The sequence below is a fragment of the Stutzerimonas stutzeri genome, from assembly GCF_002909485.1.
In the GTDB taxonomy this organism is placed as follows: Bacteria; Pseudomonadota; Gammaproteobacteria; order Pseudomonadales; family Pseudomonadaceae; genus Stutzerimonas; species Stutzerimonas stutzeri_AH.
In genome coordinates, this window is the sequence record NZ_PPXG01000005.1 from 159,623 (window position 1) to 181,690 (window position 22,068).

22 protein-coding genes and 1 tRNA gene are annotated in these 22,068 nt (G+C 57.4%); 16 read left to right on the forward strand and 7 right to left on the reverse strand.

Annotation, left to right across the window (positions count from 1 at the left end; genetic code table 11):
• Positions 1-17 precede the first annotated feature (17 nt).
• Together oadA and CXK91_RS13460 are read left to right on the forward strand one after the other, a co-directional pair.
• Positions 18-1,802 carry a sodium-extruding oxaloacetate decarboxylase subunit alpha gene (oadA, locus tag CXK91_RS13455; protein ID WP_103456637.1) on the forward strand — a complete coding sequence of 595 codons (1,785 nt, stop codon included), beginning with the start codon at positions 18-20 and terminating at the stop codon, positions 1,800-1,802.
• A gap of 10 nt (positions 1,803-1,812) precedes the next feature.
• The gene (locus tag CXK91_RS13460) at positions 1,813-2,949 is read left to right on the forward strand and encodes a sodium ion-translocating decarboxylase subunit beta (RefSeq protein WP_103456638.1); all 1,137 of its coding nucleotides are present in this window, start codon (positions 1,813-1,815) and stop codon (positions 2,947-2,949) included.
• A gap of 392 nt (positions 2,950-3,341) precedes the next feature.
• Here CXK91_RS13460 and CXK91_RS13465 read toward each other — a convergent pair whose 3' ends face one another.
• Both CXK91_RS13465 and CXK91_RS23010 read right to left on the reverse strand, forming a co-directional pair.
• On the reverse strand, positions 3,342-3,668 hold the full coding sequence (locus CXK91_RS13465) for an Arc family DNA-binding protein (protein ID WP_058064152.1): 327 nt from the start codon (positions 3,666-3,668) through the stop codon (positions 3,342-3,344).
• A gap of 221 nt (positions 3,669-3,889) precedes the next feature.
• Entirely contained in the window at positions 3,890-4,075 is a 186-nt protein-coding gene (locus CXK91_RS23010; protein WP_103456639.1) for a PA3371 family protein, read from the reverse strand.
• Between the two features lie 538 nt (positions 4,076-4,613).
• Here CXK91_RS23010 and CXK91_RS13485 point away from each other — a divergent pair.
• A tRNA-Arg gene (locus tag CXK91_RS13485) sits at positions 4,614-4,690 on the forward strand.
• 257 nt (positions 4,691-4,947) lie between these two features.
• Positions 4,948-5,541 (forward strand): Crp/Fnr family transcriptional regulator, encoded by a 594-nt coding sequence (locus CXK91_RS13490; protein WP_256055723.1) that lies wholly within the window; start codon positions 4,948-4,950, stop codon positions 5,539-5,541.
• Here the strand turns inward: CXK91_RS13490 and CXK91_RS13495 are convergent.
• The 5 genes from CXK91_RS13495 to flgA all read right to left on the reverse strand — a co-directional run bounded on the left by CXK91_RS13495 (position 5,509) and on the right by flgA (position 10,080).
• Positions 5,509-7,245, reverse strand: coding sequence for an AMP-binding protein (locus CXK91_RS13495; RefSeq protein ID WP_103456643.1), 1,737 nt, complete (start codon positions 7,243-7,245; stop codon positions 5,509-5,511). The genes CXK91_RS13490 and CXK91_RS13495 overlap by 33 nt on opposite strands.
• Positions 7,246-7,561: 316 nt before the next feature.
• Positions 7,562-8,305 carry a flagellar brake protein gene (locus tag CXK91_RS13500; RefSeq protein ID WP_103456644.1) on the reverse strand — a complete coding sequence of 248 codons (744 nt, stop codon included), beginning with the start codon at positions 8,303-8,305 and terminating at the stop codon, positions 7,562-7,564.
• A gap of 62 nt (positions 8,306-8,367) precedes the next feature.
• Positions 8,368-8,838, reverse strand: coding sequence for a flagella synthesis protein FlgN (locus CXK91_RS13505; protein WP_103456645.1), 471 nt, complete (start codon positions 8,836-8,838; stop codon positions 8,368-8,370).
• 40 nt (positions 8,839-8,878) lie between these two features.
• Positions 8,879-9,214, reverse strand: coding sequence for a flagellar biosynthesis anti-sigma factor FlgM (gene flgM / locus CXK91_RS13510; RefSeq protein WP_103456646.1), 336 nt, complete (start codon positions 9,212-9,214; stop codon positions 8,879-8,881).
• A 113-nt stretch (positions 9,215-9,327) separates the two neighbouring features.
• A complete protein-coding gene (gene flgA, locus CXK91_RS13515; RefSeq protein WP_256055724.1) occupies positions 9,328-10,080 on the reverse strand; it encodes a flagellar basal body P-ring formation chaperone FlgA in 753 nt (250 codons plus the stop codon).
• Between the two features lie 78 nt (positions 10,081-10,158).
• Between flgA and CXK91_RS13520 the strand changes: the two genes are divergently transcribed.
• The 12 genes from CXK91_RS13520 (at position 10,159) to flgK (ending at position 22,066) form a co-directional block, all read left to right on the forward strand.
• Positions 10,159-11,091: a chemotaxis protein CheV gene (locus CXK91_RS13520; RefSeq protein WP_103456648.1), complete on the forward strand. Its 933-nt coding sequence runs from the start codon at positions 10,159-10,161 to the stop codon at positions 11,089-11,091.
• Positions 11,081-11,950 (forward strand): protein-glutamate O-methyltransferase CheR, encoded by an 870-nt coding sequence (gene cheR / locus CXK91_RS13525; protein ID WP_103456649.1) that lies wholly within the window; start codon positions 11,081-11,083, stop codon positions 11,948-11,950. Before CXK91_RS13520 ends, cheR begins: the two co-directional genes overlap by 11 nt.
• Before the next feature lie 196 nt (positions 11,951-12,146).
• Entirely contained in the window at positions 12,147-12,551 is a 405-nt protein-coding gene (gene flgB / locus CXK91_RS13530; RefSeq protein WP_103456897.1) for a flagellar basal body rod protein FlgB, read from the forward strand.
• Positions 12,552-12,562: 11 nt separating this feature from the next.
• A complete protein-coding gene (gene flgC, locus CXK91_RS13535; RefSeq protein WP_103456650.1) occupies positions 12,563-13,006 on the forward strand; it encodes a flagellar basal body rod protein FlgC in 444 nt (147 codons plus the stop codon).
• Between the two features lie 19 nt (positions 13,007-13,025).
• Complete coding sequence (flgD, locus tag CXK91_RS13540; protein ID WP_103456651.1) at positions 13,026-13,709, forward strand: flagellar hook assembly protein FlgD; 684 nt, start codon at positions 13,026-13,028, stop codon at positions 13,707-13,709.
• 31 nt (positions 13,710-13,740) lie between these two features.
• Positions 13,741-15,210: a flagellar hook protein FlgE gene (locus CXK91_RS13545; protein WP_103456652.1), complete on the forward strand. Its 1,470-nt coding sequence runs from the start codon at positions 13,741-13,743 to the stop codon at positions 15,208-15,210.
• 198 nt (positions 15,211-15,408) lie between these two features.
• The gene (gene flgF / locus CXK91_RS13550; RefSeq protein ID WP_103456653.1) at positions 15,409-16,149 is read left to right on the forward strand and encodes a flagellar basal-body rod protein FlgF; all 741 of its coding nucleotides are present in this window, start codon (positions 15,409-15,411) and stop codon (positions 16,147-16,149) included.
• Positions 16,150-16,184: 35 nt separating this feature from the next.
• Positions 16,185-16,970, forward strand: a complete 786-nt coding sequence (flgG, locus tag CXK91_RS13555) for a flagellar basal-body rod protein FlgG (protein WP_102825158.1) — start codon at positions 16,185-16,187, stop codon at positions 16,968-16,970.
• 83 nt (positions 16,971-17,053) lie between these two features.
• Positions 17,054-17,749 carry a flagellar basal body L-ring protein FlgH gene (flgH, locus tag CXK91_RS13560; RefSeq protein WP_103456654.1) on the forward strand — a complete coding sequence of 232 codons (696 nt, stop codon included), beginning with the start codon at positions 17,054-17,056 and terminating at the stop codon, positions 17,747-17,749.
• 14 nt (positions 17,750-17,763) lie between these two features.
• Positions 17,764-18,864 carry a flagellar basal body P-ring protein FlgI gene (locus tag CXK91_RS13565; protein ID WP_103456655.1) on the forward strand — a complete coding sequence of 367 codons (1,101 nt, stop codon included), beginning with the start codon at positions 17,764-17,766 and terminating at the stop codon, positions 18,862-18,864.
• Positions 18,865-18,874: 10 nt separating this feature from the next.
• Positions 18,875-20,047 carry a flagellar assembly peptidoglycan hydrolase FlgJ gene (flgJ, locus tag CXK91_RS13570; RefSeq protein ID WP_103456656.1) on the forward strand — a complete coding sequence of 391 codons (1,173 nt, stop codon included), beginning with the start codon at positions 18,875-18,877 and terminating at the stop codon, positions 20,045-20,047.
• 3 nt (positions 20,048-20,050) lie between these two features.
• The gene (flgK, locus tag CXK91_RS13575) at positions 20,051-22,066 is read left to right on the forward strand and encodes a flagellar hook-associated protein FlgK (RefSeq protein ID WP_103456657.1); all 2,016 of its coding nucleotides are present in this window, start codon (positions 20,051-20,053) and stop codon (positions 22,064-22,066) included.
• Positions 22,067-22,068: the final 2 nt, after the last annotated feature.

Below are 22,068 nucleotides of genomic sequence, written 5' to 3' on the forward strand. Positions count from 1 at the left end.
GAAAGGGAGTTCCTTCCATGACCATTGCTAAACAGCCGCTCGGTATAACCGATGTGGTGCTGCGTGATGCGCACCAATCCATCCTGGCCACCCGTGTCCGCCTGGAAGACATGCTGCCCATCGCAGCAAAGCTCGATCAGGTAGGTTTCTGGTCGGTTGAGAGCTGGGGGGGCGCGACCTTCGATGCCTGCATTCGCTATTTGGGGGAAGACCCCTGGGAGCGTATCCGCGAACTCAAGAAAGCGATGCCCAACACGCGCCAGCAGATGTTGCTGCGTGGTCAGAATCTGCTGGGCTATCGCCACTATGCGGATGACGTGGTGGAAAAATTCGTTGAGCGAGCTGCCGTCAATGGCGTGGATGTGTTCCGCGTGTTTGACGCGATGAACGACCCACGTAACCTCGAGACCGCGCTTCGTGCCGTCAAGCAACAAGCCAAGCATGCGCAAGGCACAATCTCGTACACCACCAGTCCCGTGCACACGCTTGAAATGTGGGTCGATCTGGCCAAGCGTATCGAAGACATGGGTGCCGATTCGGTAGCAATCAAGGACATGGCTGGGATTCTCACGCCCTATATGGCGTTTGAGCTGGTGTCGCGATTGAAGAGTAGCCTCGCCATCCCGATCCACATGCAGTGCCATGCCACTGCTGGGTTGTCTACTGCCGCGATCCTGAAAGCAGTGGAGGCAGGCATCGACAACGTCGATACCGCCATATCTTCTCTATCGATGACGTACGGCCACTCGCCGACTGAGTCTGTTGTGGCGATTTTCCAAGGTACGGAGCGCGATACCGGTCTGGACCTTGAGTTGCTGGAAGAAATCGCAGCGTACTTCCGTGAGGTGCGCAAGAAATACGCAAAGTTCGAGGGCACGCTGCGCGGGGTCGACTCCCGCATCCTCGTGGCCCAAGTACCTGGCGGGATGCTGACCAACATGGAGGGCCAGCTGAAGGAGCAGGGTGCTCTGGACAAGTTCGACGACGTACTGGCGGAGATTCCGCGTGTTCGTGAAGACCTTGGCTTTATTCCCCTAGTGACACCGACCTCGCAGATCGTTGGTACCCAGGCCGTGATCAACGTGCTGATGGGCGAACGCTACAAATCGATTACCAAGGAGACAGCTGGAGTACTCAAGGGTGAGTACGGTGCAGCGCCCGCGCCCTTCAATGCAGAACTGCAGGCATGCGTGCTCGATGGAGCCGAAGTGATTACCTGCCGCCCAGCAGACTTGTTGCAGCCGGAAATGGATCGTCTGACCAGCGAGTTGAATGAAATTGCGCGGGATAAAGGCATCAAGCTGGCCTCGGGCGCGATCGACGACGTGCTGACATACGCATTGTTCCCGCAAATTGGTTTGAAGTTTCTGGAGAACCGCGGCAATTCAGCGGCATTTGAGCCTGCACCGACCGGCAATGATCTGCCGCCACGGGAGGCTGGAAAAGCCGAGGTGTATACCGTTGAGGTCAACGGCAAGTCCTTCGTCGTTCAGGTCTCGGAAGGCGGCGACATTGAAGGCATCAAGTCCTTGGGGGGGGATGCTGCCGCGCCTGCCACAGGTGGCGCCGGATCGGCACTGCCGACTAGCGGCGAGGCGCAGGTAGCGCCGTTGGCGGGCAACATCTTCAAGGTCTTGGTGCAGCCGGGCCAGCTGGTTCAAGAAGGTGACCTGGTGATAATCCTCGAAGCCATGAAGATGGAGACCGAGATTCGCGCGTTCAAGGCCGGCACCGTCGCCTCGGTCAACGTCAAGGTTGGCGATGCGGTCTCGGTCGGCGACAGCCTGCTGAGCATCGCTTAAGGGGAGTCGCATGGAAAAGTTGCTCAAGCTGTGGCAGGGAACCGGTCTGTATCATCTGGAGCCCGGGCAGGCGTTGATGATCGTGATCTGCCTCGGGCTGATCTACCTGGCCATCCGCAAGGGGTTCGAGCCGTTGTTGCTGATACCGATTGGTTTCGGCGGCATTCTGGCGAACATTCCGGTGGCCAACATGGCGGAGGGGGCGGGAATCCTCCATCTGTTCTATGAGGTGGGCCTGCCAACCAGTGTTTTCCCGTTGTTGATCTTCATGGGGGTAGGTGCGATGACGGACTTTGGTCCGATGCTCGCTAACCCCAAGACGCTGCTGCTCGGTGCTGCAGCTCAATTTGGCATTTTCGCCACCTTACTTGGTGCGCTGGCACTTACCGCTGCCGGGATTCCAGGAATGGAATTCACGCTGCGAGAAGCGGCTTCAATCGCCATCATCGGTGGTGCGGACGGCCCAACGTCGATTTTCGTGACGTCCAAGCTAGCACCCGAACTGCTTGGCCCTATCGCCGTGGCAGCTTACTCCTACATGGCATTGGTACCACTGATCCAGCCGCCGATCATGCGTGCGCTAACCACGAAGGAGGAGCGGGCAATCGTGATGACGCAGCTGCGTCATGTCGGCCAGGTCGAGAAGATCGTCTTTCCGTTAGTGCTCTGCCTGCTGGTGGGCATGCTACTGCCGGATGCTGCTCCGCTGATAGGTATGTTTGCGTTTGGCAACCTGCTGCGTGAGTGTGGCGTAGTTGACCGATTGGCCGACACTTCGCGCAATGCACTGATCAACATTGTCACCATTGCACTGGGTTTGACGGTTGGCTCCAAGTTGTCCGCAGAGGCCTTCCTGCAAATGAAAACCCTTGGGATTCTAGTGCTTGGGATGGTCGCTTTCTGCGGTGGCACCGCGGCTGGAATTATCATGGCCAAGATAATGAACCGCTTTAGCCATAACAAAATCAATCCGCTCATAGGTTCGGCGGGCGTCTCGGCGGTACCCATGGCTGCTCGGGTTTCGAACAAGGTCGGACTGGAGGCCAACCCGCAGAACTTCCTGCTCATGCACGCAATGGGGCCAAACGTGGCGGGGGTTATCGGTTCGGCAGTAGCTGCAGGGGTACTGCTTAACTTTGTAGGTTGACTACCGTGCCCGCAGGTGCTGCTTAAAGTACACCTGAACTGTCTGCCGCCGCAGTGGGCTCAAGCCCCTGCGGCGTTTTTGCGCTATGTGCTGGCGCCTGTGGCGTCGTGTAATTTCCAGGCCTGCTCCCCGCTTGGAGAGCGTAAGATGTGCTTTGTGTAGAGCAATAGCGCTGGGATTGATCGCTGCGGGGAAGTGTCTTTATCGAGCTGAAGCGAGCAGAAAGCTGGGGCGCTCGAGCTTGTTGGGGCGAGGCGCGATTTGACTATAGGGCTATAGATTGGAGCTTCCCGTAAGGAAGGTCGTGACATGCCTATTAGCTTGCGATAAACCGCTCAAAGGCGTCTGGAGGGTGGCTTAGGACCCTGCAGGCAGGGTCCTAGCGGTGAGGATCAGCTGTCCTCTTTTGCCAGCTCGGTGTCCTGCGCAATCAGTGCGATCAACGCGTTCTGCTGGCGATGGGCAAGTTGACGAAAGCGTTGAAGAAGCTCTCGTTCATGCAGCGATAGCTCCGGGCTATCTAGGCGCATACTCAGATCGTCATCTAGAGCGCCTTCCTGCAAAAGGCTTTGCTCGAGTCTGGCGATGATCTCTGAGTTCATGCTGCGATGATGGTTGCGCGCCACTTCAGCAATGCGCTCGCGCATACCGTCGGGAAGTCGAACCACAAATTTGTCAGCCGTACGGCTGGAGTAAACTGCCTGTTTCATAGGGCGCATAATTAACCGGTAGTCAAGTGGGCGTGCTGGCGTATTGCCGGGGTAGTCACCGGTCTGACAACCACCAGTACCTACTGTTCCGCCCTCAACAGAAAAATGTGAGGACGGCTTGCTGGCGCCAATTGTACGACGATAATGAAATTAGTAAAGATGCTGTGCTATCAAAGTGCCTTTACTGTGATGCAGTCCCTGCTCAGGCGTTAGCCCACCCACTAAAAGCTCTACCGCAGTACCGGGTCGAATTTGATTTTGCGCCCAACCATCATGCTGAAAAGGAAAAGCACACCGGAGATGGCAGAGCCTGCCTTGCAAATTGCATTGAGGGTGCCGGTCTCGTAAGGGCTGAGGAACGCTCCGTACGCGCAAGCGGCTGTAAGCAGCAACAGCGAAAATGCGATTCTCGACATGGTTATAACTCCTTTGCGGAACGATCCGCGGTAAATCCGATCCTTAGAAGACCCAGCGCTGTGGTTGAGATAGGACGCTGGTGTCTGTTGCGCTTAGAGTGGTAATTCGGACGCTCTGTGCAGCACTGCTGGGCTGCAACGACAATTGAGGTGATGACTCGTAGTGATTCGGTTGCGTTTCGGCCGAAGAGAACTGCAGGGCAGTCAGTGCGACAAAGGCAAATCCAGCGCTGAGAAGAGAAACCGGCTTATTCATGAGCGTGATCCTTCGCGTCACGTTAGGTTGGTTCTCATATTGCAGCTGTTGTGCCAACTTCTTTTTAGCAATTAATCCTTATAAATCAATGAGTTAATTCGGATGATTTCCACCATAGGCTTGCGCTTTGCACGGATGCCCCTGGTCGGCCGTGCAATTTGCATTGAGGAGGCCCGCGCACTTACTTGCTCGGCAGCGGTCTCAAAAATCTGATGCTGGGATGTAACGTCGCTACGCATGACAAATCCCGCTTGGCTCGCTAACATTCGCGCCGCGCGACACGTCCCAGTAGCTCAATTGGATAGAGCATCCCCCTCCTAAGGGGAAGGTTGGTGGTTCGAACCCACTCTGGGACGCCATGCACTAGGCGCTTCGCAGTGCTACGCCCCCGACGGGCGTGCTAGGAGCTGCAACCGCCAGCCGGCTTCAGTCATCACCCTCTGCGGCTACGCCATTCTGGCCATGCCGGGTGTCGAGTGGCGAGTCATCGGTCTCTTCGATTCAACTTCAACTCAAGCCCGTCCCGTGTGGTTGGTGCTCGCCTTCAGTTTGTCGAATGCGCTACGTTGCAGATCAGATAAAACGTCTGCCTTGTAAAGATGGATCGCCGCCCACCGTGAATGTACTTGATGAGTCTCGTGAGGCGCTTCGGCTTCAGCTGCAGACGCTAGGTATCACTGATGAAGCGCTTCTTTGTGATTTGTCCAAGCTTGCGAAATTCCGCGACGTTCAAAAAGACGAGGTCATAATTGGTGCAGGGCAACTGCCCACCCAGTTTTTCGTCGTGCTCAAAGGTCTGGTCCGCTACTACTACCTGTCGCCAAACGGAAAGGAGTGGAATAAAGCGTTCTTCCACGAAGGGCGGCTGATTGGCTCGCTGAGCTCTTTCCTGCGGCGTAAGCCGTGCACCTACACGATTGCGGCGCTGGAGCCATCTTCTCTAGCAGCATTTCCAGTCAGTATTTTCGAGACCGGATTCCAGGCGAACGCCCAGCTTCAGCAGCTGCTCAATCGCTACGTGCAAGACATCATGCTACGCAATGAGCAGCGCGAGGCCGTGTTGCTGACCTGTGACAGCGAGGCCCGTTACCTGTGGTTGCTTGAGCATCAGCAATGGCTGGTCGCGCGCGTGCCGCAATATCACCTCGCAAGCTATCTGGGGATGGAGCCAGCTTCGCTATCCAGATTGAAGCGGCTCATCGACCGTTAGCTCTTCTGGTCGTAGATTCAACTGCCTGAGCTGCTCCCTGCACCATTCTTCTTCGCCTGAGGGTATGTTCCACAACCTCACGACGAGCTCGCCGGTATCGGTATGACGGCACGCGACCCCTGCCTGTTTTATCCGCTGGCTAAGTAGGTCGTGAAGCAGTAGCTCAGTGATGTTCTCTCGCAGTTTGGGCTTGAAGATTTTTCCAACGGCCGTAAGTGGTAGTGCCTGAAGAATAACTACCCTCTTGGGGCAGGCGGGACGCTCTGCTATGTGCTCGGAAGTGTATTGCAGAAGCTCTTCGCATGTCGCTTCGGCTCCCGCGCGGAGCTGTACGTAGGCAACGGGTAGCTCGCCTGCATATGCGTCAGGCGCTCCAATTGCAGCGGCCATTCCGACGCTTGGATGCTGCTCCAGGCAGCTTTCGATCAATGCCGGATCAATGTTATGACCGCTACGAATGATGAGGTCCTTGGCGCGCCCGGTGATGAAGAGGTTGTCTTCGGGATCAATGTGCCCGAGGTCGCCGGTTCTAAACCAGCCTTCGGCACTTACAGGTGATTCGAGGCCGAGGTAACCCTGGAACAACATGGGGCTGCGAACGCATATTTCACCCGCATCAATACATGCTTCAACAGGCGCCTTGATATGGCCAACGCTTCCCCAGACTGCCGGCTTGCTTAGATCGGGAAGTGCGATGACGCCGCTGCATTCGGTCATCCCGTAAGCTTGATAGAGGTCCCGCCCCACGTTCTTTTGCGCAAGCTCGTGGAGTTTTACAGGGACGGGGGCGCCACCGGAAAGCAGAAATCTCAGGGTGCTGATGTCGGCGCCTCTGGTCGGCGCATCTAGCATTGCCGCCATGGAGGTTGGAATGCCGCTGCTGATCGTTACGCCCAATCTTTCGACCAGGCCCCAGTGACACTGGATTACCTCAGGATTTCTGAAGCCGGCGAGGGTTGGGAGTACCAGGTCGGCTCCAGCACCGAGGATGGCAAGGCTGTTCACAATGGCGCCAGCAACGTGAAAGATGGGCAAGCCGTTAATCGCGATATCAGCGCCGGTCAGCCGCATGCTATCGATTACAGCGGCTGCAGCGGATAACTGATTGGCGTGAGTATGGCAGGCCAGCTTTGGCGTGCCGGTAGTTCCGCCGGTGTGGTAGTAAGCAGCAATGTGCTCGGCGGCAGGTGCGCCCGTTTCGCTTAGAGGTTCGTCATTGTAGTGAGGGACCAAGGAGTCGTAGTGTAGCTCGCCGGCGGGGTCGTACACCGAGACACACATTGGTGTATCTGGCAGGCGTTTGGATACCCGGACGGCTTTTTCCCAGAGCTCGAAACCTCGGCTTGGGCCCAGCGCAAAGATGATGTCCGTCTGTGCTTTGGCCATTAGCTGGAAAAGCGCCTCGTCACTCAACAGGGGGTTGAGAGGGTTTGCGATTCCTGCTGTTTCTGCCGCCCAGAGAAGTGTCTGGGCTTGCGGGATATTTGGGAGCAGCAGAGAAGCGACAGGGCGTGCTTTGCCTGTCAGCCCCCTGATCATGTTCACGGTCTGGTGGAGCCTGGACAGTAGCTGGCTGTACGTCTGGCGGCTGGGTGGCTCGATGCCGTGGAGATCCTCCACAAAGGTTATCGCGGTTGATTGTGGGGCTCGCTCGGCAGAGGCTACGAGCAGTTCGTAGATGGTGCGGGGGCGATTTTTGTTCATTGTTATGCGCTTTTTAGGGGGGAAGAAGAGCGCAGATAGTGAATTGCGATCAGCGAGCGCTCATTAACATTTATCAACTGAGCATTAATGGGTGCTGATCGGTGTCAGTCGAGCGAGCCTGGATCTGTTGACTCTTTGGAGTGGTGAGGCGGCGGGTCCTGTAGAGCGATTCGACGGCGAGCAGCCTGAACCCATTCGCAGGTTGTCATCGGGTTATGGGCGAAGGTTGCGTATCGCAGAATCGACCATGACGGTTCCCAGGCCAGAAGGGAATCGGAGCGATCGGCGCCGCGTGCTGCGCCCCGATGCTTATCAATCAAAAAGGGCTGTCGGTGTTCTCACGACGCGCGTCGCGCTGCAATTGATACACGAGCCGTTCGATCTGACGCTGGGTGAGCCCGCTGAGGCGATGGAAGCGCAGGCCGCACATCGAGGTATCCAGCTTTTCATCGATGACCAAGTGGCGAAGTTCGACTTCGGTCTGAATCGCTCCAATGGGTAGCTTGGCTGAGAGTTCGTAGACCTGCCCGGTTTGCAAACTGCCCTGTAGGTTGCCCTTGATGCTCAGTTTGCATCCTGTAGCAGATATGTCGAGCAGCCGGCCTTCGAGTGCTTTTCTCGCCGCTGTGCCGCTGAGTTGTGCCGCTACGGCGATCTCTTTGAGTTGCGCACGGTATGCATTGCGCCGCTGGTGATAGGTTAGCGCCGCTGGCGTAGGTATCCAGTAGCAACGCGCGCCGTCGATCTCACCCACATGTACCGATTGGTCGCTGGTCCAGGAGATGCGCGCCCCTTCGTGGAAGCCCTCGATATGAATCGGCTCGCCTTGCACGAGAAGACGCTCCCCATCATTGGGAATCAATTCGTCGAGTGCTATCCAGCCGGTTTCACGATTCATCTCCACCAGATAGCTCTGATAGCGCTGACTGCGCTCAGCGAAGCGAAGGGTTAGCGGGATGTTGTTATCCAGAAGAGGGCGTAAGTTGGCGTAGATTTCGAGTGGTGCCGTCAATACCTTGGGAGGCTGCGGTCCTTCATCGCCTAGGAATGGGCTAGACACGGTCCGGTGCTCTCCGGCGCATTGTTATCACCATCGCGTTGCGTCCTTGTGCAGTCGATCGTTCAGGCTTGGCTCAAAGGCCGCTGCTGCGTGGTTTTGGCTGCGCTGCCCCGATTGTCGTAGAGATCGGGTGTGTCGTCTTTACCCTGCAGAATATTCAGCATGCCGCCAAGGGCACTCTGGTTGGCACGAATAAGACGGCCGTTTCGCTCGTTGGCGCTGCGGCAGCTCTCAAGTTCAGCTTCCAGTAGCTGAGCCTGCTCGAGAATGGTCGCACCGCTATCAGATTTGCTCGCGGCGGCTTCCAGTCCTGTACGGTCTGGGCTCAGCTGCTGTCCGATCAGCCATTGGCTGCGCTGCGCGCCATGCTGGCCGAGGAGGGCGAGCAACGGTTGCTTCTTCGCCAGAATGGCTTCCAGGTCCGCCAGGTTGCGGTCACCCAGGGCTGCGAACTCTTGATCAATGAGCTCAAGGAGTTGGCGTGCTATGCCGATATCGTCGGCTAGCTGCTCAAGCAGGGCTGTGTCGTGCATTTCGGACTCTGGGCATTTTGCGTGGATGTTGGGTCCAGCCTCAGTGCTGCGTCTCGAATGCAAGCATCTTGGCTGCTACGCGCTGACTGTCGACTTGGTAGGAGCCATCAGCGATCGCCTTTTTCAGCTCTGCAACGCGCTCCTGATTGACTGTTGGTTGGTCATTGAGCTTGTCGGAAGCCTGCTGGAGGCGCTGAGCTTCTGGGCTCAGTTGTACTGTGTCGCTGGTGCTGGCGTTGCTGTTTACGGTGCCGGGCTTGGGCGCTTCGCTAGCAGGTGCCTGCTGAGGGCTACCAGTGCGCTCGTTACCTTGCACGCCGTTGCGCCCGCTAGGGGCATTCATAGGGCTGTTGGGCCGATTGAAGTCGATGACCATGATGCAAACCTCGAAGGGATCAGGACGCTTGCCATGTGTTCGGCAACAATGGACGAAACTTTAGCGCTTTTTTTCGAGAGGCACACTGGAAAACTGCATAGCCGGTTGAGTGGTTACATGGCTACTTCGACCTGGCCGGGCCCGGTTACCCGAGCCTTGATTGTGCGGCCAGATCGCTGGTTCTTCACAGAGATTTGTTTGCCTAGGGCGCCGCCGGCCATTGCCTCGCCGGGCATTCGGACGCTGATCGCGCCGCTTCTGGCGGTGATGACCACTTGGTCGCCTCTGCGGATCATCTCCGCCATTTCCAGCTGATTTGGCGAGATCACCTGATCTGGCTGTATTGGGCGAGTCAGCTTGTTGCCCATCACTTCGTCAAGTCGGGTCAAATAGCCTTGGTTGAGAACGGATATATCGCGTTCGGCGAGGCTAACGTCGCTGTCGCTGAGAATCGTATCGCGCAAAAGGGACTTGTTGGCGACGATGACTTCGCGATATAGCCGGACCTGCGCAGGAACGAAAACCGACCAAGGGCTACTGCCTTCGCAACTTACCCGCACCGTGACCCGTCCTATGGGGGGAGTGGTGTTGCTCAGCTTTGCGCCCAATGGCTGGTCGCATTGATTCAGGCGCAGTCGAGGATCAAGGCGGCTGACATTGACCTCATAGCGGGCTTCGATTCCGCTTCGGCTCAAATACTCGCTTACTTCGCGCTCAAGAAACTGCTCGGTCACGTCGATAAGCTGTTCAGGATGTGACATGGTTGATGCATGGGCGAGCTGTCCCATCGCGCAAAGCACGAGTAGCAGCACGTTTATGCTCAGCATTGGCCTGCCGCGCCGGAAAATAGTCATTTGGACGTTCATATCCGAACCCAAGCAAGGGGCGTGCCGCGTCTTTAATCGTCCGGCCCCGTTTATCTGCAAGCAGAGAGGAAGATTGGCATGGCCGGCGTACTGGATTCGGTTAACCAGCGTACCCAACTGGTAGGGCAAAACCGCCTGGAGTTGCTGCTGTTTCGTCTAGATGGCGACCAGCTTTATGGAATCAACGTCTTTAAGGTGCGCGAGGTACTGCAATGCCCGCGGCTGACCGTGATGCCGAAGTGCGGCAGGGTGGTACGCGGTGTGGCAAGCATCCGAGGCAGTACGCTACCTATCCTCGATCTGTCGCTCGCCACTGGCAAGTCGGCGCTGATGGACTTGGAAAACTCGTTCGCGGTAATCACCGAATATAACAACAGAACGCTTGGCTTCCTGGTGAGTTCTGTCGAAAGGATCGTCAACCTGAACTGGGAAGCCATTCTGCCACCCCCCAAGGGTGCTGGGCGGGACCATTACTTGACGGCTGTTACGCATATCGACAACAAGCTGGTGGAAATCATTGATGTGGAGAAAGTGCTGGCCGAGGTTGCACCCACTTCAGAAGAGGTTTCACCGGGCATAGTCGATGACGACACGCGCGCCAAGGCGCTCTCCTGCCGGGTGTTGGTTGTAGATGATTCGTCGGTGGCGCGTAAGCAGATTACCCGCTGTCTTGAAAATCTTGGCATTGAGGTCGTCCAGTTGAACGATGGGCGTGATGCGCTCAACTATCTTCGGCGCATGGCCGACGAAGGCAAAAAGCCCGCAGATGAATTCCTGATGATGATTTCCGATATTGAAATGCCGGAGATGGATGGCTATACCCTGACTACCGAGGTGCGACACGATCCGCGTATGCAAGGTATGCATATACTCCTGCATACTTCCCTCTCCGGTGTGTTCAATCAGAACATGGTGAAGCGGGCGGGAGCGGACGATTTCCTCGCCAAGTTCCAGCCTGACGATCTCGCCGCGCGGGTGGCAGATCGAATCAGGCAGGCGGATGCAAACTGAGGCTAGTTCCTCTAACGATGGTGAGGCTTTATTGGTGTCAGTCGATCTGGATTTCGAGCAGTTCCGGGTATTTCTTGAAAAGACGTGCGGCATTCTGCTGGGCACTAATAAGCAGTATTTGGTGACCAGCCGTCTGAATAAGCTGATGGAGCAGCAGGAGCTCAAGACGCTTGGCGACTTGGTCAGAAAGATCCAAGCGCAGCCGCGTAGCGGTCTGCGTGAGTTGGTCGTCGATGCGATGACTACCAACGAAACGCTATGGTTTCGCGATACCTATCCGTTCGAGGTGCTCAAGAGCCGGGTTCTGCCGGAGATGCTCAAGGCTGGATCTGGTCAGCGTCTGCGGATCTGGTCGGCTGCATGCTCGTCGGGTCAAGAGCCTTACTCGCTTTCAATGGCCATCGATGAGTTTGAGCGCAGCAGTCCCAGCCAACCGAAGACGGGTGTGCAAATCGTCGCCACTGAGCTCTCTGGGACGATGCTTGCCGCGTGCAAGGCGGCTGAGTACGACAGTCTGGCCATCGCTCGTGGCCTTTCGGCAGAGCGTTTGCAGCGTTATTTCGACGTAAAGGCCCCGGGGCGATGGGCTGTAAAGCCGCCCATCCGTTCAAGAGTCGAGTTCAGAGTGCAAAATCTTCTCGACAGTTATGCCGGCCTGGGCAAATTCGATATCGTTTTTTGCCGAAACGTGTTGATCTATTTTTCCGCCGACGTCAAAAAAGACATCCTCAAGCGGATCCATGCCACGTTGCGTCCCGGTGGCTATCTGTTCCTTGGTGCGTCCGAAGCGCTTAATGGCCTGCCGGAGCTGTACCAGATGGTGCAGTGCAGCCCGGGGATCATCTACAAGGCCAAGTGATCTGGTCGCTCTGGCGGCAGAAAACCGTCATGCAACATGACGGTTGCGGCAAAAAGGCGGTAAAGACTTGCCGCTTTTGACGCCGTGGGCCTTGGTCACGGTTCTTCATCCCTTTAAAATCAATGCTTTGCAATGAGTGGCACGAGCTTTGCTGGAGTATGCGCAAGCAGACTTGTATCCGGCAGAGGGCCAGATCATGAGCATCAGTTTCGACAAGGCATTGGGTATTCACGAAAAGGCGCTTGGTTTTCGCTCGCAGCGAGCCGAAGTGCTGGCCAACAATATTGCGAACGCCGATACGCCGCATTACAAGGCTCGTGATCTGGATTTCAGCAGCGTGCTTGCCCAGCAGTCGGCTCGTAGTCAGGGTGGGTTCGGCGTGGCGCTGACCAGCGACAAGCACATTGCGGCGGAGGGAATGGAGATCGCTGACGCCTCCCTGCGGTTTCGCATGCCCGCACACCCGTCGCTTGACCAGAACACCGTCGATCTGCAGATCGAGCAGTCCAATTACGCGAAGAACGCCATCGACTTTCAGGCGAGCTTCACCCTGCTCAACAGCAAGTTCAGGGGGCTTATGAGCGCCCTGCGTGGCGAATAAAGGAGCCTTCCATGTCCCTTAGCAGCGTATTCAACATTGCCGGCAGTGGCATGAGTGCCCAGAGCACCCGCCTGAACACAATTTCCAGCAATATCGCGAATGCCGAAACCGTTTCATCCAGCGTTGACCAGACCTACCGTGCCCGGCATCCGGTGTTCGCTACCGTATTTCAGCATGCCAACGGTCAGCCCGATCAGTCGCTGTTCGCTGGGCAGGATCAGGCGGGCGTCGGTGTCCAGGTGCTGGGCGTGGTCGAGGATCAAAGCGAGCTTCAGGCCCGTTACGAGCCCAATCATCCGGCTGCCGATGAGGCGGGGTATGTGTACTACCCAAACGTCAACGTGGTGGAAGAAATGGCCGACATGATCTCAGCCAGTCGCGCATTCCAAACGAATGCCGAGCTGATGAACACGGCTAAAACCATGTTGCAGAAAGTGCTGACGCTGGGTCAGTGATTGATACGAGAACGCACTTATGAGCACAACAGGCGGCGTCGGCGGTACCAGTTCGATACTCGACCAGTATCAGTTCGGTGAGAGCCGAGAGGCCAAGGGCAACGACCTCGGCAAGAATGAATTCCTTGAGCTGTTGGTCGCCCAGCTGAACAACCAGAACCCTCTGGAGCCCCAGGAAAACGGGGAGTTCATTGGTCAGCTGGCGCAGTTCAGCACGGTTGAGGGCGTCGAGAAACTGAACGCCAGCATGCAGACCATCCTGTCTGGCTATCAGTCTTCGCAGGCGCTGCAAGCGTCTTCGCTGGTAGGTCGCAAAGTGATCGTGCCAACGGATAAAGCCGTCGTGGATACCAGCGAAACCTTCAAGGCCAGCATGGTTTTGCCAACGTCCAGCAGCAACGTGTTCGTCAACATCTATGACAGCTCGGGGGCGGCGGTTGGCCGGGTCAACATGGGGCAGCAGGAGGCTGGAAACATCTCCTTCATGTGGGACGGCAAGGATTCCAGCGGCAATGTGTTGCCGCCTGGCACATATCGCTTCGAGGCGCAGGCTACGTATCAGGGTGAAACCAAAGGGTTGTACACCTTGCTACCTGCCAATGTCGACAGCGTCACCCTCGGTCAGAACGGCGGGGAGCTGATGCTCAATCTTGCCGGTATCGGCAGCATCGGACTTTCCCAGGTCCAGGTCATCGGACAATAACCGCCGGCACTCTCGGCAAAGGAGCGATTCAATGTCCTTCAATATCGGTCTTAGCGGCCTGCGTGCCGCAAGCAAGGACCTCAACATTACCGGCAATAACATTGCGAACGCCGGTACTGTTGGTTTCAAACAATCACGCGCAGAATTTTCCGACGTGTATGCGTCGTCGGTGCTGGGAACGGGGAAGAACCCGCAGGGCAGCGGTGTATTGATGTCCAACGTGTCCCAGCAATTCAATCAGGGCAACATCAACTACACCCAAAATGCGCTGGACTTGGCCATTAACGGCAACGGCTTCTTCCAGGTCAGCAACAACGGTGCGGTCAGCTACACCCGGGCTGGTTACTTCGGCACTGATCGCAGCGGTTTCCTGGTCGACAACTTCGGCTACAAACTGCAGGGCTTTCCGGTGGACGGTAACGGCAATCTGCAGAATGGTGTGGTTGGTGATCTGCAAATTCAGACCACCAATCAGGAGCCCAAGGCGACCACCAAGATTGATACGGCCTTCAATTTGAATTCGACGCAAAAGGCGCCTGCCACCTGGCAAGCCACTTATGATTCGGAATACGCCACCTGGATCAGCAACCCTGCGAACGTTGCCGATGTTGCGGCGCCGACTAATGCGGAAATGGTGCAGGCTGCCGCTTATGCGACGACGCAGGCCAGTGGGACGTTCAATCCGTCCGATCCGACCACCTATAACAATTCCACGTCCGTAAGAATCTACGATTCGCAAGGTAATGACCACGTCATGACGCAGTACTTCGTCAAGACTGGTGCCAATACCTGGGACATGAAGGTGCTCGTGGACGGTCGTAATCCGGCGGACCCTGCGCAGGAACCACCTCAGCCCTACGTTATGGGGCTGGGCTTCAACACCTCCGGTGCGTTGACTTCGATAGATACCGGTGGTTCTGCGCTGTTCAGCGTTTCGCCCGACCTGAAGGTGACGCTGAATTCAGCCACCGGCAATCCGCCCACTGGAGGCTGGATCCCCGCCATTTCCAACGGCGCCACGCCTGCTACCTGGTCCGCTAATGGCGCGCTCGCCAATCCGGACGGCATTGTGCTCGATTTTTCGAAATCTTCGCAGTATGCCAGCACCTTCGCGGTCAACAGTGTGAGCCAGGATGGTTACACCACTGGCGAGCTTGCAGGCTTGGAGATTGATGATAGCGGTGTGATTTTCGCGCGCTACACCAACGGCCAATCCAAGGTGCAGGGGCAGATCGTTCTGGCGAACTTCGCCAACGTTCAGGGCCTCACCCCGGTTGGCAAAACGCAGTGGGTGCAATCGTTCGAATCTGGCGAGCCTGTGGTCGGCACTCCGGGGTCCGGTACGTTGGGCGCGCTGCAGGCCGGTGCTCTGGAGGACTCGAACGTCGAGCTGTCGGATCAACTGGTCAACCTGATCGTCGCCCAGCGTAACTATCAGGCCAACGCCAAGACCATCGAAACTGAGAGTGCCATTACGCAGACCATCATCAATCTGCGCTGATAGGTACGGCAACGGAGCATTGCCGCCGACGGCAGTATTCCGCCGCTCTCGTAAAAGAAGGCCCGTCAGGGCCTTCTTCTTTTTAAGTAACCTTATTTGATTCAATCAGTTACGTTCCGATCGGAGTGGTGGCACGCGCCTTGCATTTTCTCTGATGAATAGAATCGCAAGTGTCAAACTCGCGTCTCGGAGATGTCGATGGACAAGATGCTCTACGTGGCCATGACCGGTGCCAGCCAGAATGCGCGGGCCCAGCAGGCCCATGCCAACAACCTGGCAAACATTACCACTACCGGCTTTCGTCGGGATTTCGAGCAAGCGCGCTCGATGCAAGTGTTTGGTGACAGCCATCCGGCGCGCGTCTATGCCATGTCGGAGCGACCGGGCACCGATTTCACCTCGGGTACGTTGCAGGAAACTGGCCGTGATCTGGACGTCGCTATCGAAGGAGAGGGCTGGATCGCTGTGCAGGCTCCGGATGGTAGCGAGGCGTATGTACGCACCGGCAGTCTGAATATTGACGCGCTCGGAATGCTGCGCACGGCGCAGGGCATGCCTGTTATGGGTAACGGCGGACCAATCGCGATTCCTCCGGAGGAGAAGATTGATGTTGGCCAGGACGGCACAATCAGTATCCGGGCTTTGGGCGAGAACCCGAATATCGTCGTTACGGTAGACCGAATCAAAATGGTCAATCCGGATCCGCAGCAATTGGAAAAGGGTACCGATGGCCTGATCCGCATGAAGGACGGTCAAGCCATCGAGCCGGACGCAAATGTACGAGTCGTTTCGGGCTTTCTCGAGGCAAGCAATGTGAATGCCGTAGCCGAAATGACTTCCATCCTGGCGCTGTCTCGCCAGTTCGAACTGCACGTAAAGATGATGCGCACCGCCGAAGATGATGCGGCTGCCATGGCGCGCGTACTGCAAATCAGCTAATAGCGTGGCGCCGGCGGCGCACGAGGAGAAAGCTCATGCTTCCAGCACTTTGGGTCAGCAAGACCGGATTGTCCGCTCAGGACATGAACCTGACGACCATATCCAACAACCTGGCCAACGTTTCCACCACCGGTTTCAAGCGCGATCGTGCCGAGTTTCAGGATCTGCTGTACCAGATTCGTCGCCAACCTGGCGGCCAGTCCAGCCAGGACAGTGAATTGCCGTCCGGTCTTCAGTTGGGTACTGGTGTGCGCGTGACCGGCACTCAGAAGATCTTCACGGCCGGTAGCTTGCAGACCACCGAGCAACCGCTGGACATGGCCATCAACGGTCGCGGTTTCTTCCAGGTGCTGCTGCCTGATGGCACCGTTTCCTACTCTCGCGACGGTAGCTTCCATCTAAGCTCCGATGGTCAGTTGGTGACCTCCAACGGTTACGCATTGGAGCCTGCCATCGTGGTTCCGCCGGAAACCCAGACGTTCACAGTGGGTGAAGACGGCACCGTGTCGGTGACGACGGTGGGCAACCCCCAGCCGCAGATCATCGGCAATCTCCAGACCGCCGACTTCATCAACCCGGCGGGCCTTCAGGCTATGGGGAGCAACCTGTTCCTTGAGACTGCTGCCAGCGGCGCGCCGCAGGTCAGCACACCGGGCCTGAACGGCCTGGGTACGGTTCTCCAGAACACTTTGGAAAACTCCAACGTCAGCGTCGTCGAGGAACTGGTGAACATGATCACCACCCAGCGCGCCTACGAGATGAATTCCAAGGTGATTTCCACCGCCGACCAGATGCTGTCGTTCGTCACGCAGCAGCTCTGATCGAGCGTTCGCCGTTGTATACGGGCACGCACCCTTGTGCTGCTCGCAGTAGTTTCGATGGCCTGTCATGGCTTGAGGTGTTTATGAGCCGTTTGTTGATTGTTGTCTCGCTGTCATCCGCCCTGGCGCTGGCCGGATGTGTTGCCCCTGCGCCGAAACCGAACGATCCGTACTACGCGCCGGTGCTGCCTCGTACGCCGTTGCCGGCGGCGCAGAACAACGGTGCGATCTATCAATCGGGCTTCGAAACGTTCCTCTATGGCGATCGCAAGGCTTATCGGGTCGGCGACATCATCACCATCACCCTCAATGAGCGAACTCAAGCCAGCAAGAACGCGACCTCGAAGCTTTCGAAGGACAGCAGCGCGAACATCGGCCTCGGCTCTTTGTTCGGTGGCGCGGTTTCGATGGCCAATCCGCTGACCGGCAATTCGATGAGCCTGGGTGCCGAATACGATGCGTCGCGGGATACCTCCGGGTCCGGCCAGGCGGGGCAGAGCAACAGTCTTTCCGGCTCGATCACCGTCACCGTTTCCGAGGTGCTACCCAACGGCATTCTGGCCATACGCGGTGAGAAGTGGATGACGCTCAATACTGGCGACGAGCTGGTGCGCATCGCGGGCCTGGTCCGCGCGGACGACATTGCCACTGATAACACCGTTGCATCCACTCGTATTGCCGACGCACGTATCACCTATTCGGGCACCGGCGCCTTTGCCGACGCCAGCCAACCTGGCTGGCTCGACCGATTCTTCTTGAGCCCAATGTGGCCCTTCTGACCGGAGCTGATGCTATGTGGAAAAAACTGCTTCTGCTCGCGGGTTTGCTCACGGTTTGTGCTGGCGCCCAAGCTGAGCGTTTGAAGGATGTTGCGACCATCCAAGGTGTACGCAGCAACCAGCTGATCGGCTATGGCCTGGTCGTCGGGCTGAATGGCAGTGGTGACCAGACCACCCAGACTCCGTTTACCGTGCAAACCTTCAACAACATGCTTGCCCAGTTCGGCATCAAGGTGCCGGCGGGCGGCAATATCCAGCTCAAGAACGTCGCTGCGGTATCCATTCATGCCGAGCTACCACCATTCGCCAAGCCCGGCCAGACCATCGATATCACGATCTCGTCCATCGGCAACGCCAAGAGCTTGCGCGGCGGCAGCCTGCTGATGGCACCGCTCAAGGGTATCGACGGTAACGTGTACGCCATCGCCCAGGGCAACCTGATAGTGGGCGGCTTCGATGCAGGCGGCGCGGATGGCTCGCGGATCACCGTCAATTCGCCGTCGGCCGGTCGGATCCCTGGTGGTGCAATGGTAGAGCGTCCCGTGCCAAGTGGTTTCAACCAAGGCAACACGCTGACCCTGAATCTGAATCGTCCCGACTTCACCACGGCGAAAAACATCGTCGACCAGATCAACGATCTGCTTGGCCCAGGCGTCGCTCAGGCACTCGATGGTGGCTCGATCAGTGTGACCGCGCCGCTCGATCCAAGCCAGCGCGTGGACTACCTATCGATCCTGGAAAACCTGGAAGTGGAGATCGGCCAGGCGGTTGCCAAGGTCATCATCAACTCCCGCACAGGCACCATCGTTATCGGCCAGAACGTGCGTGTTCAGCCTGCTGCGGTTACCCATGGCAGCCTGACGGTAACCATCTCGGAAGACCCCCAGGTCAGCCAGCCCGAACCGTTCTCGGACGGCCAGACGGTCGTCGTGCCCAACTCCCGGGTAAAAGCCGAACAGGAAGCCAAGCCGATGTTCAAGTTCGGCCCAGGTACCACGCTGGATGAAATTGTCCGGGCGGTGAATCAGGTTGGCGCTGCGCCCAGTGACCTGATGGCCATTCTCGAAGCTTTGAAGCAGGCCGGCGCGCTGCAAGCCGACCTGATCGTGATCTAAGGGTAGCGATATGGAAAATCGACTCGGAAACGGTGGCCGCGGCCTCGATAGCGGAAGCTACACCGACCTCAATCGTCTCAACCAGCTCAAGGTCGGCAAGGACCGGGATGGGGAAGAGAACGTGCGCAAGGTTGCGCAGGAGTTCGAGTCGCTGTTTCTCAACGAGATGCTCAAATCGATGCGTTCGGCTACCGAAGTCCTGGCCAAGGACAACCCGTTGAACAGTCAAGCGAGCAAGCAGTATCAGGAAATGTACGATCAGCAGCTGTCGGTCAGCCTATCGAAGGAAGGCGGCGGCATCGGGCTGGCGAATGTGCTGGTGCGCCAACTGAGCAAACAGACCGAAACGGTTACGCGTAATAACCCCTTCGCTCAGGTTGCGCAGACCGAAGGGGCAGCCTGGCCGAGCAAGCCAGCGGCGGCCGCCGAGTCTGCGCGAGATGATTCTCGACTGCTCAACCAGCGCCGTCTGGCGTTGCCGGGCAGGGCGAGCGAGCGGCAGGTGGCGAACGTATCGGCTGCCGTCCAAACGCCGGTTGCCGAAGGCGTACAGCCGCTGGTGGATATCGATTGGAAGCCAGCTACAGCGTTCGTGCCACCGAAGGACAAGCCGTTGACAGTTAACGGCGTCGAGAAGAGCGCGCCGAACGCGCCAAGCAAGACGCGTTTCGCCTCGTCCGAAGAGTTTATCGCCCATATGCTGCCGATGGCGGAGAAGGCTGCTGAGCGCCTAGGTATCGAGCCGCGTTTCCTCGTCGCGCAAGCCGCGCTGGAAACTGGCTGGGGCAAATCCATGATCCGTCAGAAAGATGGCAGCAACAGCCACAACCTGTTCGGTATCAAGGCCACCGGATGGAAAGGCGAGTCGGCCACTGTAATGACGACCGAGTATGTCAACGGCAAAGCCACCCGCGAAAAGGCTGGTTTCCGTGCCTATGAATCATTCGAGCAGAGTTTTGACGATTTCGTCAGCCTGCTGGAGAACAACGGCCGCTACAAAACTGCAATTCAGGTCGCTAGCAATACCGGCGATTCGGAGCGTTTCGTGAAAGAGTTACAGAAAGCTGGTTACGCCACCGACCCGCAGTACGCCCGCAAGATCACCCAGATTGCGCGCAAGATGCAGACCTATCAGACCGTCGCCGATGCGAATTCGGTGCCCGCCATGCGGACCAGAGGCTAAATCATGGCTGATCTATTGAGCATTGGCCTTTCCGGCCTGGCCGCCAGCAAAACCCAGTTGTCTATCACTGGCCACAACATCACCAACGTCAATACGCCTGGCTACAGCCGCCAAGATGCGACACAGGCTACTCGTTCGCCGCAGTTCAGTGGGGCCGGCTATATCGGTTCGGGTACTTCCCTGGTCGACATTCGCCGAACCTACAGCGAGTTCCTCACCAGCCAGCTGCGTAGCAGCACTTCGCTTAACAGTGACGTGAATGCCTACAAGAGCCAGATCGATCAGCTCGATTCATTGCTGGCTGGCACCACTACGGGTATCACCCCCTCGCTGCAGAAGTTCTTCTCGGCATTGCAGACCGCAGCCGAGGACCCAGCTAATATTCCGGCGCGCCAACTGGTGCTGGCCGAGGCCGAAGGACTGTCGCGGCGTTTCAATACCGTCTATGACCGTCTCTCTGAGCAGAACAACTTCACCAACAAGCAGATGTCCGCGGTCACCGATCAGGTCAACCGCCTGGCTGGCAGCATCGGTAGCCTGAACAATGCGATCGCCATCGCAGCGGCAAATGGCAAGCAGCCGAATGATCTGCTTGATGCCCGCGATGAAGCCGTACGCCAATTGTCCGGCTATATCGGCGTCACCGTGGTTCCGCAGGACGACAGCAGCTTCAACATTTTCATTGGCAGCGGGCAACCGCTGGTAGTGGGCAGCACGGTGGCACAACTCGCAGTAGTCCCAGGGCAGGGCGATCCAAACCGTCACGAGGTCCAGTTCATCAGTGGCGGCTCTCGGCAGGGCATTACCTCGCAGATAACCGGGGGTGAGTTGGGTGGATTGATCCGCTATCGCGAGGAAGTGCTGGATTCCACCATGAACTCGCTGGGGCGACTGGCGCTTGCCGTCAGTGATCAGGTCAATACTCAGCTTGGGCAGGGGCTGGATCTGAAAGGGCAGGTCGGCTCAGCGCTGTTTGGTGACTACAACGATCCGGCGCTGGCCAAGCTGCGCGTCAATGCGTTTGCCGGAAACAGCAATGCGCAACCAGTGTTGAATATCACCGACACCAGCGTGCTTACCACCAGTGATTATCTGATGGAGTACGACGCGAGCGGTCCAAAAGTCCGTCGCCTGAGCGACAACCAGCTGATGAACGTGACGGAAAATCCGGTCGGTACGCTATCCATCGCTGACAAGAATGGCCGTGATCAAGGGTTCCAGCTCGTGCTGGGAAGTCCTGCGCCGGCTGCAGGGGACAAGTTTACGCTGCAGCCTACACGGCGCGGCGCATCTGATATCAAGGCGACGCTGGATCAGGCCGATCAGCTGGCCTTTGCTGCGCCGGTGCGTGCGCAGAGTTCGCTGCAGAATAGTGGAACCGGTGCCATTGGGCAGCCAAACCTGATGTCCGCGCCGTCTCCGATTGATACTGCTGCACTATCGGCAGCGTTCGAAGGCTTGACGCTGACTTACGATGGCACCGGCCTGACACTACCGACCCCCGCACCGGCTGGCCTAACGCTGTCGCCGGCAAGCATCACGCCAGGGCAGACTAATACACTGAACCTGACACTCACCACCGGTACAGCGCCGAACGAACAGCAGTACAGTTTCGAATTCACGGTGAGCGGGAAGCCTGCAGCGAACGACACGTTCTCCTTCAATTTCAATCAGACCGGTGTCTCTGACAATCGCAATGCGCTGAAACTGGTGGACTTGCAAACCAAGCAGACTGTTGGCGTGGATACAGCGGTGAACGGTTCGGGTTTCAGCTTTACCGATGGCTACGGCGAGCTGGTCGAGCGCGTAGGCACGCTGACGGCGCAGGCACGGATGGACAGCGATGCGACCGGCTCGATACTCAAGCAGGCCACCGACAATCGGGACTCGTTGTCGGCAGTCAACCTGGATGAGGAAGCGGCCAACCTGATCAAGTTCGAGCAGTACTACAACGCTTCGGCTCAGATCATTCAAGTTGCCCGCTCTTTGTTCGATACATTGATCAGCACCTTCAGGTAATA

Bases quoted from the DNA above. Each gene is read 5' to 3' on its own strand.
- flgJ (WP_103456656.1), top strand. From the start codon at position 18,875: ATGGAAAATCGACTCGGAAACGGTGGCCGCGGCCTCGATAGCGGAAGC.
- flgK (WP_103456657.1), top strand. From the start codon at position 20,051: ATGGCTGATCTATTGAGCATTGGCCTTTCCGGCCTGGCCGCCAGCAAA.
- CXK91_RS13520 (WP_103456648.1), top strand. From the start codon at position 10,159: ATGGCCGGCGTACTGGATTCGGTTAACCAGCGTACCCAACTGGTAGGG.
- cheR (WP_103456649.1), top strand. From the start codon at position 11,081: ATGCAAACTGAGGCTAGTTCCTCTAACGATGGTGAGGCTTTATTGGTG.
- CXK91_RS13505 (WP_103456645.1), bottom strand. From the start codon at position 8,838: ATGCACGACACAGCCCTGCTTGAGCAGCTAGCCGACGATATCGGCATA.
- CXK91_RS13565 (WP_103456655.1), top strand. From the start codon at position 17,764: ATGTGGAAAAAACTGCTTCTGCTCGCGGGTTTGCTCACGGTTTGTGCT.
- flgH (WP_103456654.1), top strand. From the start codon at position 17,054: ATGAGCCGTTTGTTGATTGTTGTCTCGCTGTCATCCGCCCTGGCGCTG.
- flgF (WP_103456653.1), top strand. From the start codon at position 15,409: ATGGACAAGATGCTCTACGTGGCCATGACCGGTGCCAGCCAGAATGCG.
- flgG (WP_102825158.1), top strand. From the start codon at position 16,185: ATGCTTCCAGCACTTTGGGTCAGCAAGACCGGATTGTCCGCTCAGGAC.
- oadA (WP_103456637.1), top strand. From the start codon at position 18: ATGACCATTGCTAAACAGCCGCTCGGTATAACCGATGTGGTGCTGCGT.
- CXK91_RS13460 (WP_103456638.1), top strand. From the start codon at position 1,813: ATGGAAAAGTTGCTCAAGCTGTGGCAGGGAACCGGTCTGTATCATCTG.
- flgC (WP_103456650.1), top strand. From the start codon at position 12,563: ATGTCCCTTAGCAGCGTATTCAACATTGCCGGCAGTGGCATGAGTGCC.
- flgD (WP_103456651.1), top strand. From the start codon at position 13,026: ATGAGCACAACAGGCGGCGTCGGCGGTACCAGTTCGATACTCGACCAG.
- CXK91_RS13495 (WP_103456643.1), bottom strand. From the start codon at position 7,245: ATGAACAAAAATCGCCCCCGCACCATCTACGAACTGCTCGTAGCCTCT.
- CXK91_RS13465 (WP_058064152.1), bottom strand. From the start codon at position 3,668: ATGCGCCCTATGAAACAGGCAGTTTACTCCAGCCGTACGGCTGACAAA.
- flgB (WP_103456897.1), top strand. From the start codon at position 12,147: ATGAGCATCAGTTTCGACAAGGCATTGGGTATTCACGAAAAGGCGCTT.
- flgA (WP_256055724.1), bottom strand. From the start codon at position 10,080: ATGAACGTCCAAATGACTATTTTCCGGCGCGGCAGGCCAATGCTGAGC.
- CXK91_RS13545 (WP_103456652.1), top strand. From the start codon at position 13,741: ATGTCCTTCAATATCGGTCTTAGCGGCCTGCGTGCCGCAAGCAAGGAC.
- flgM (WP_103456646.1), bottom strand. From the start codon at position 9,214: ATGGTCATCGACTTCAATCGGCCCAACAGCCCTATGAATGCCCCTAGC.
- CXK91_RS23010 (WP_103456639.1), bottom strand. From the start codon at position 4,075: ATGTCGAGAATCGCATTTTCGCTGTTGCTGCTTACAGCCGCTTGCGCG.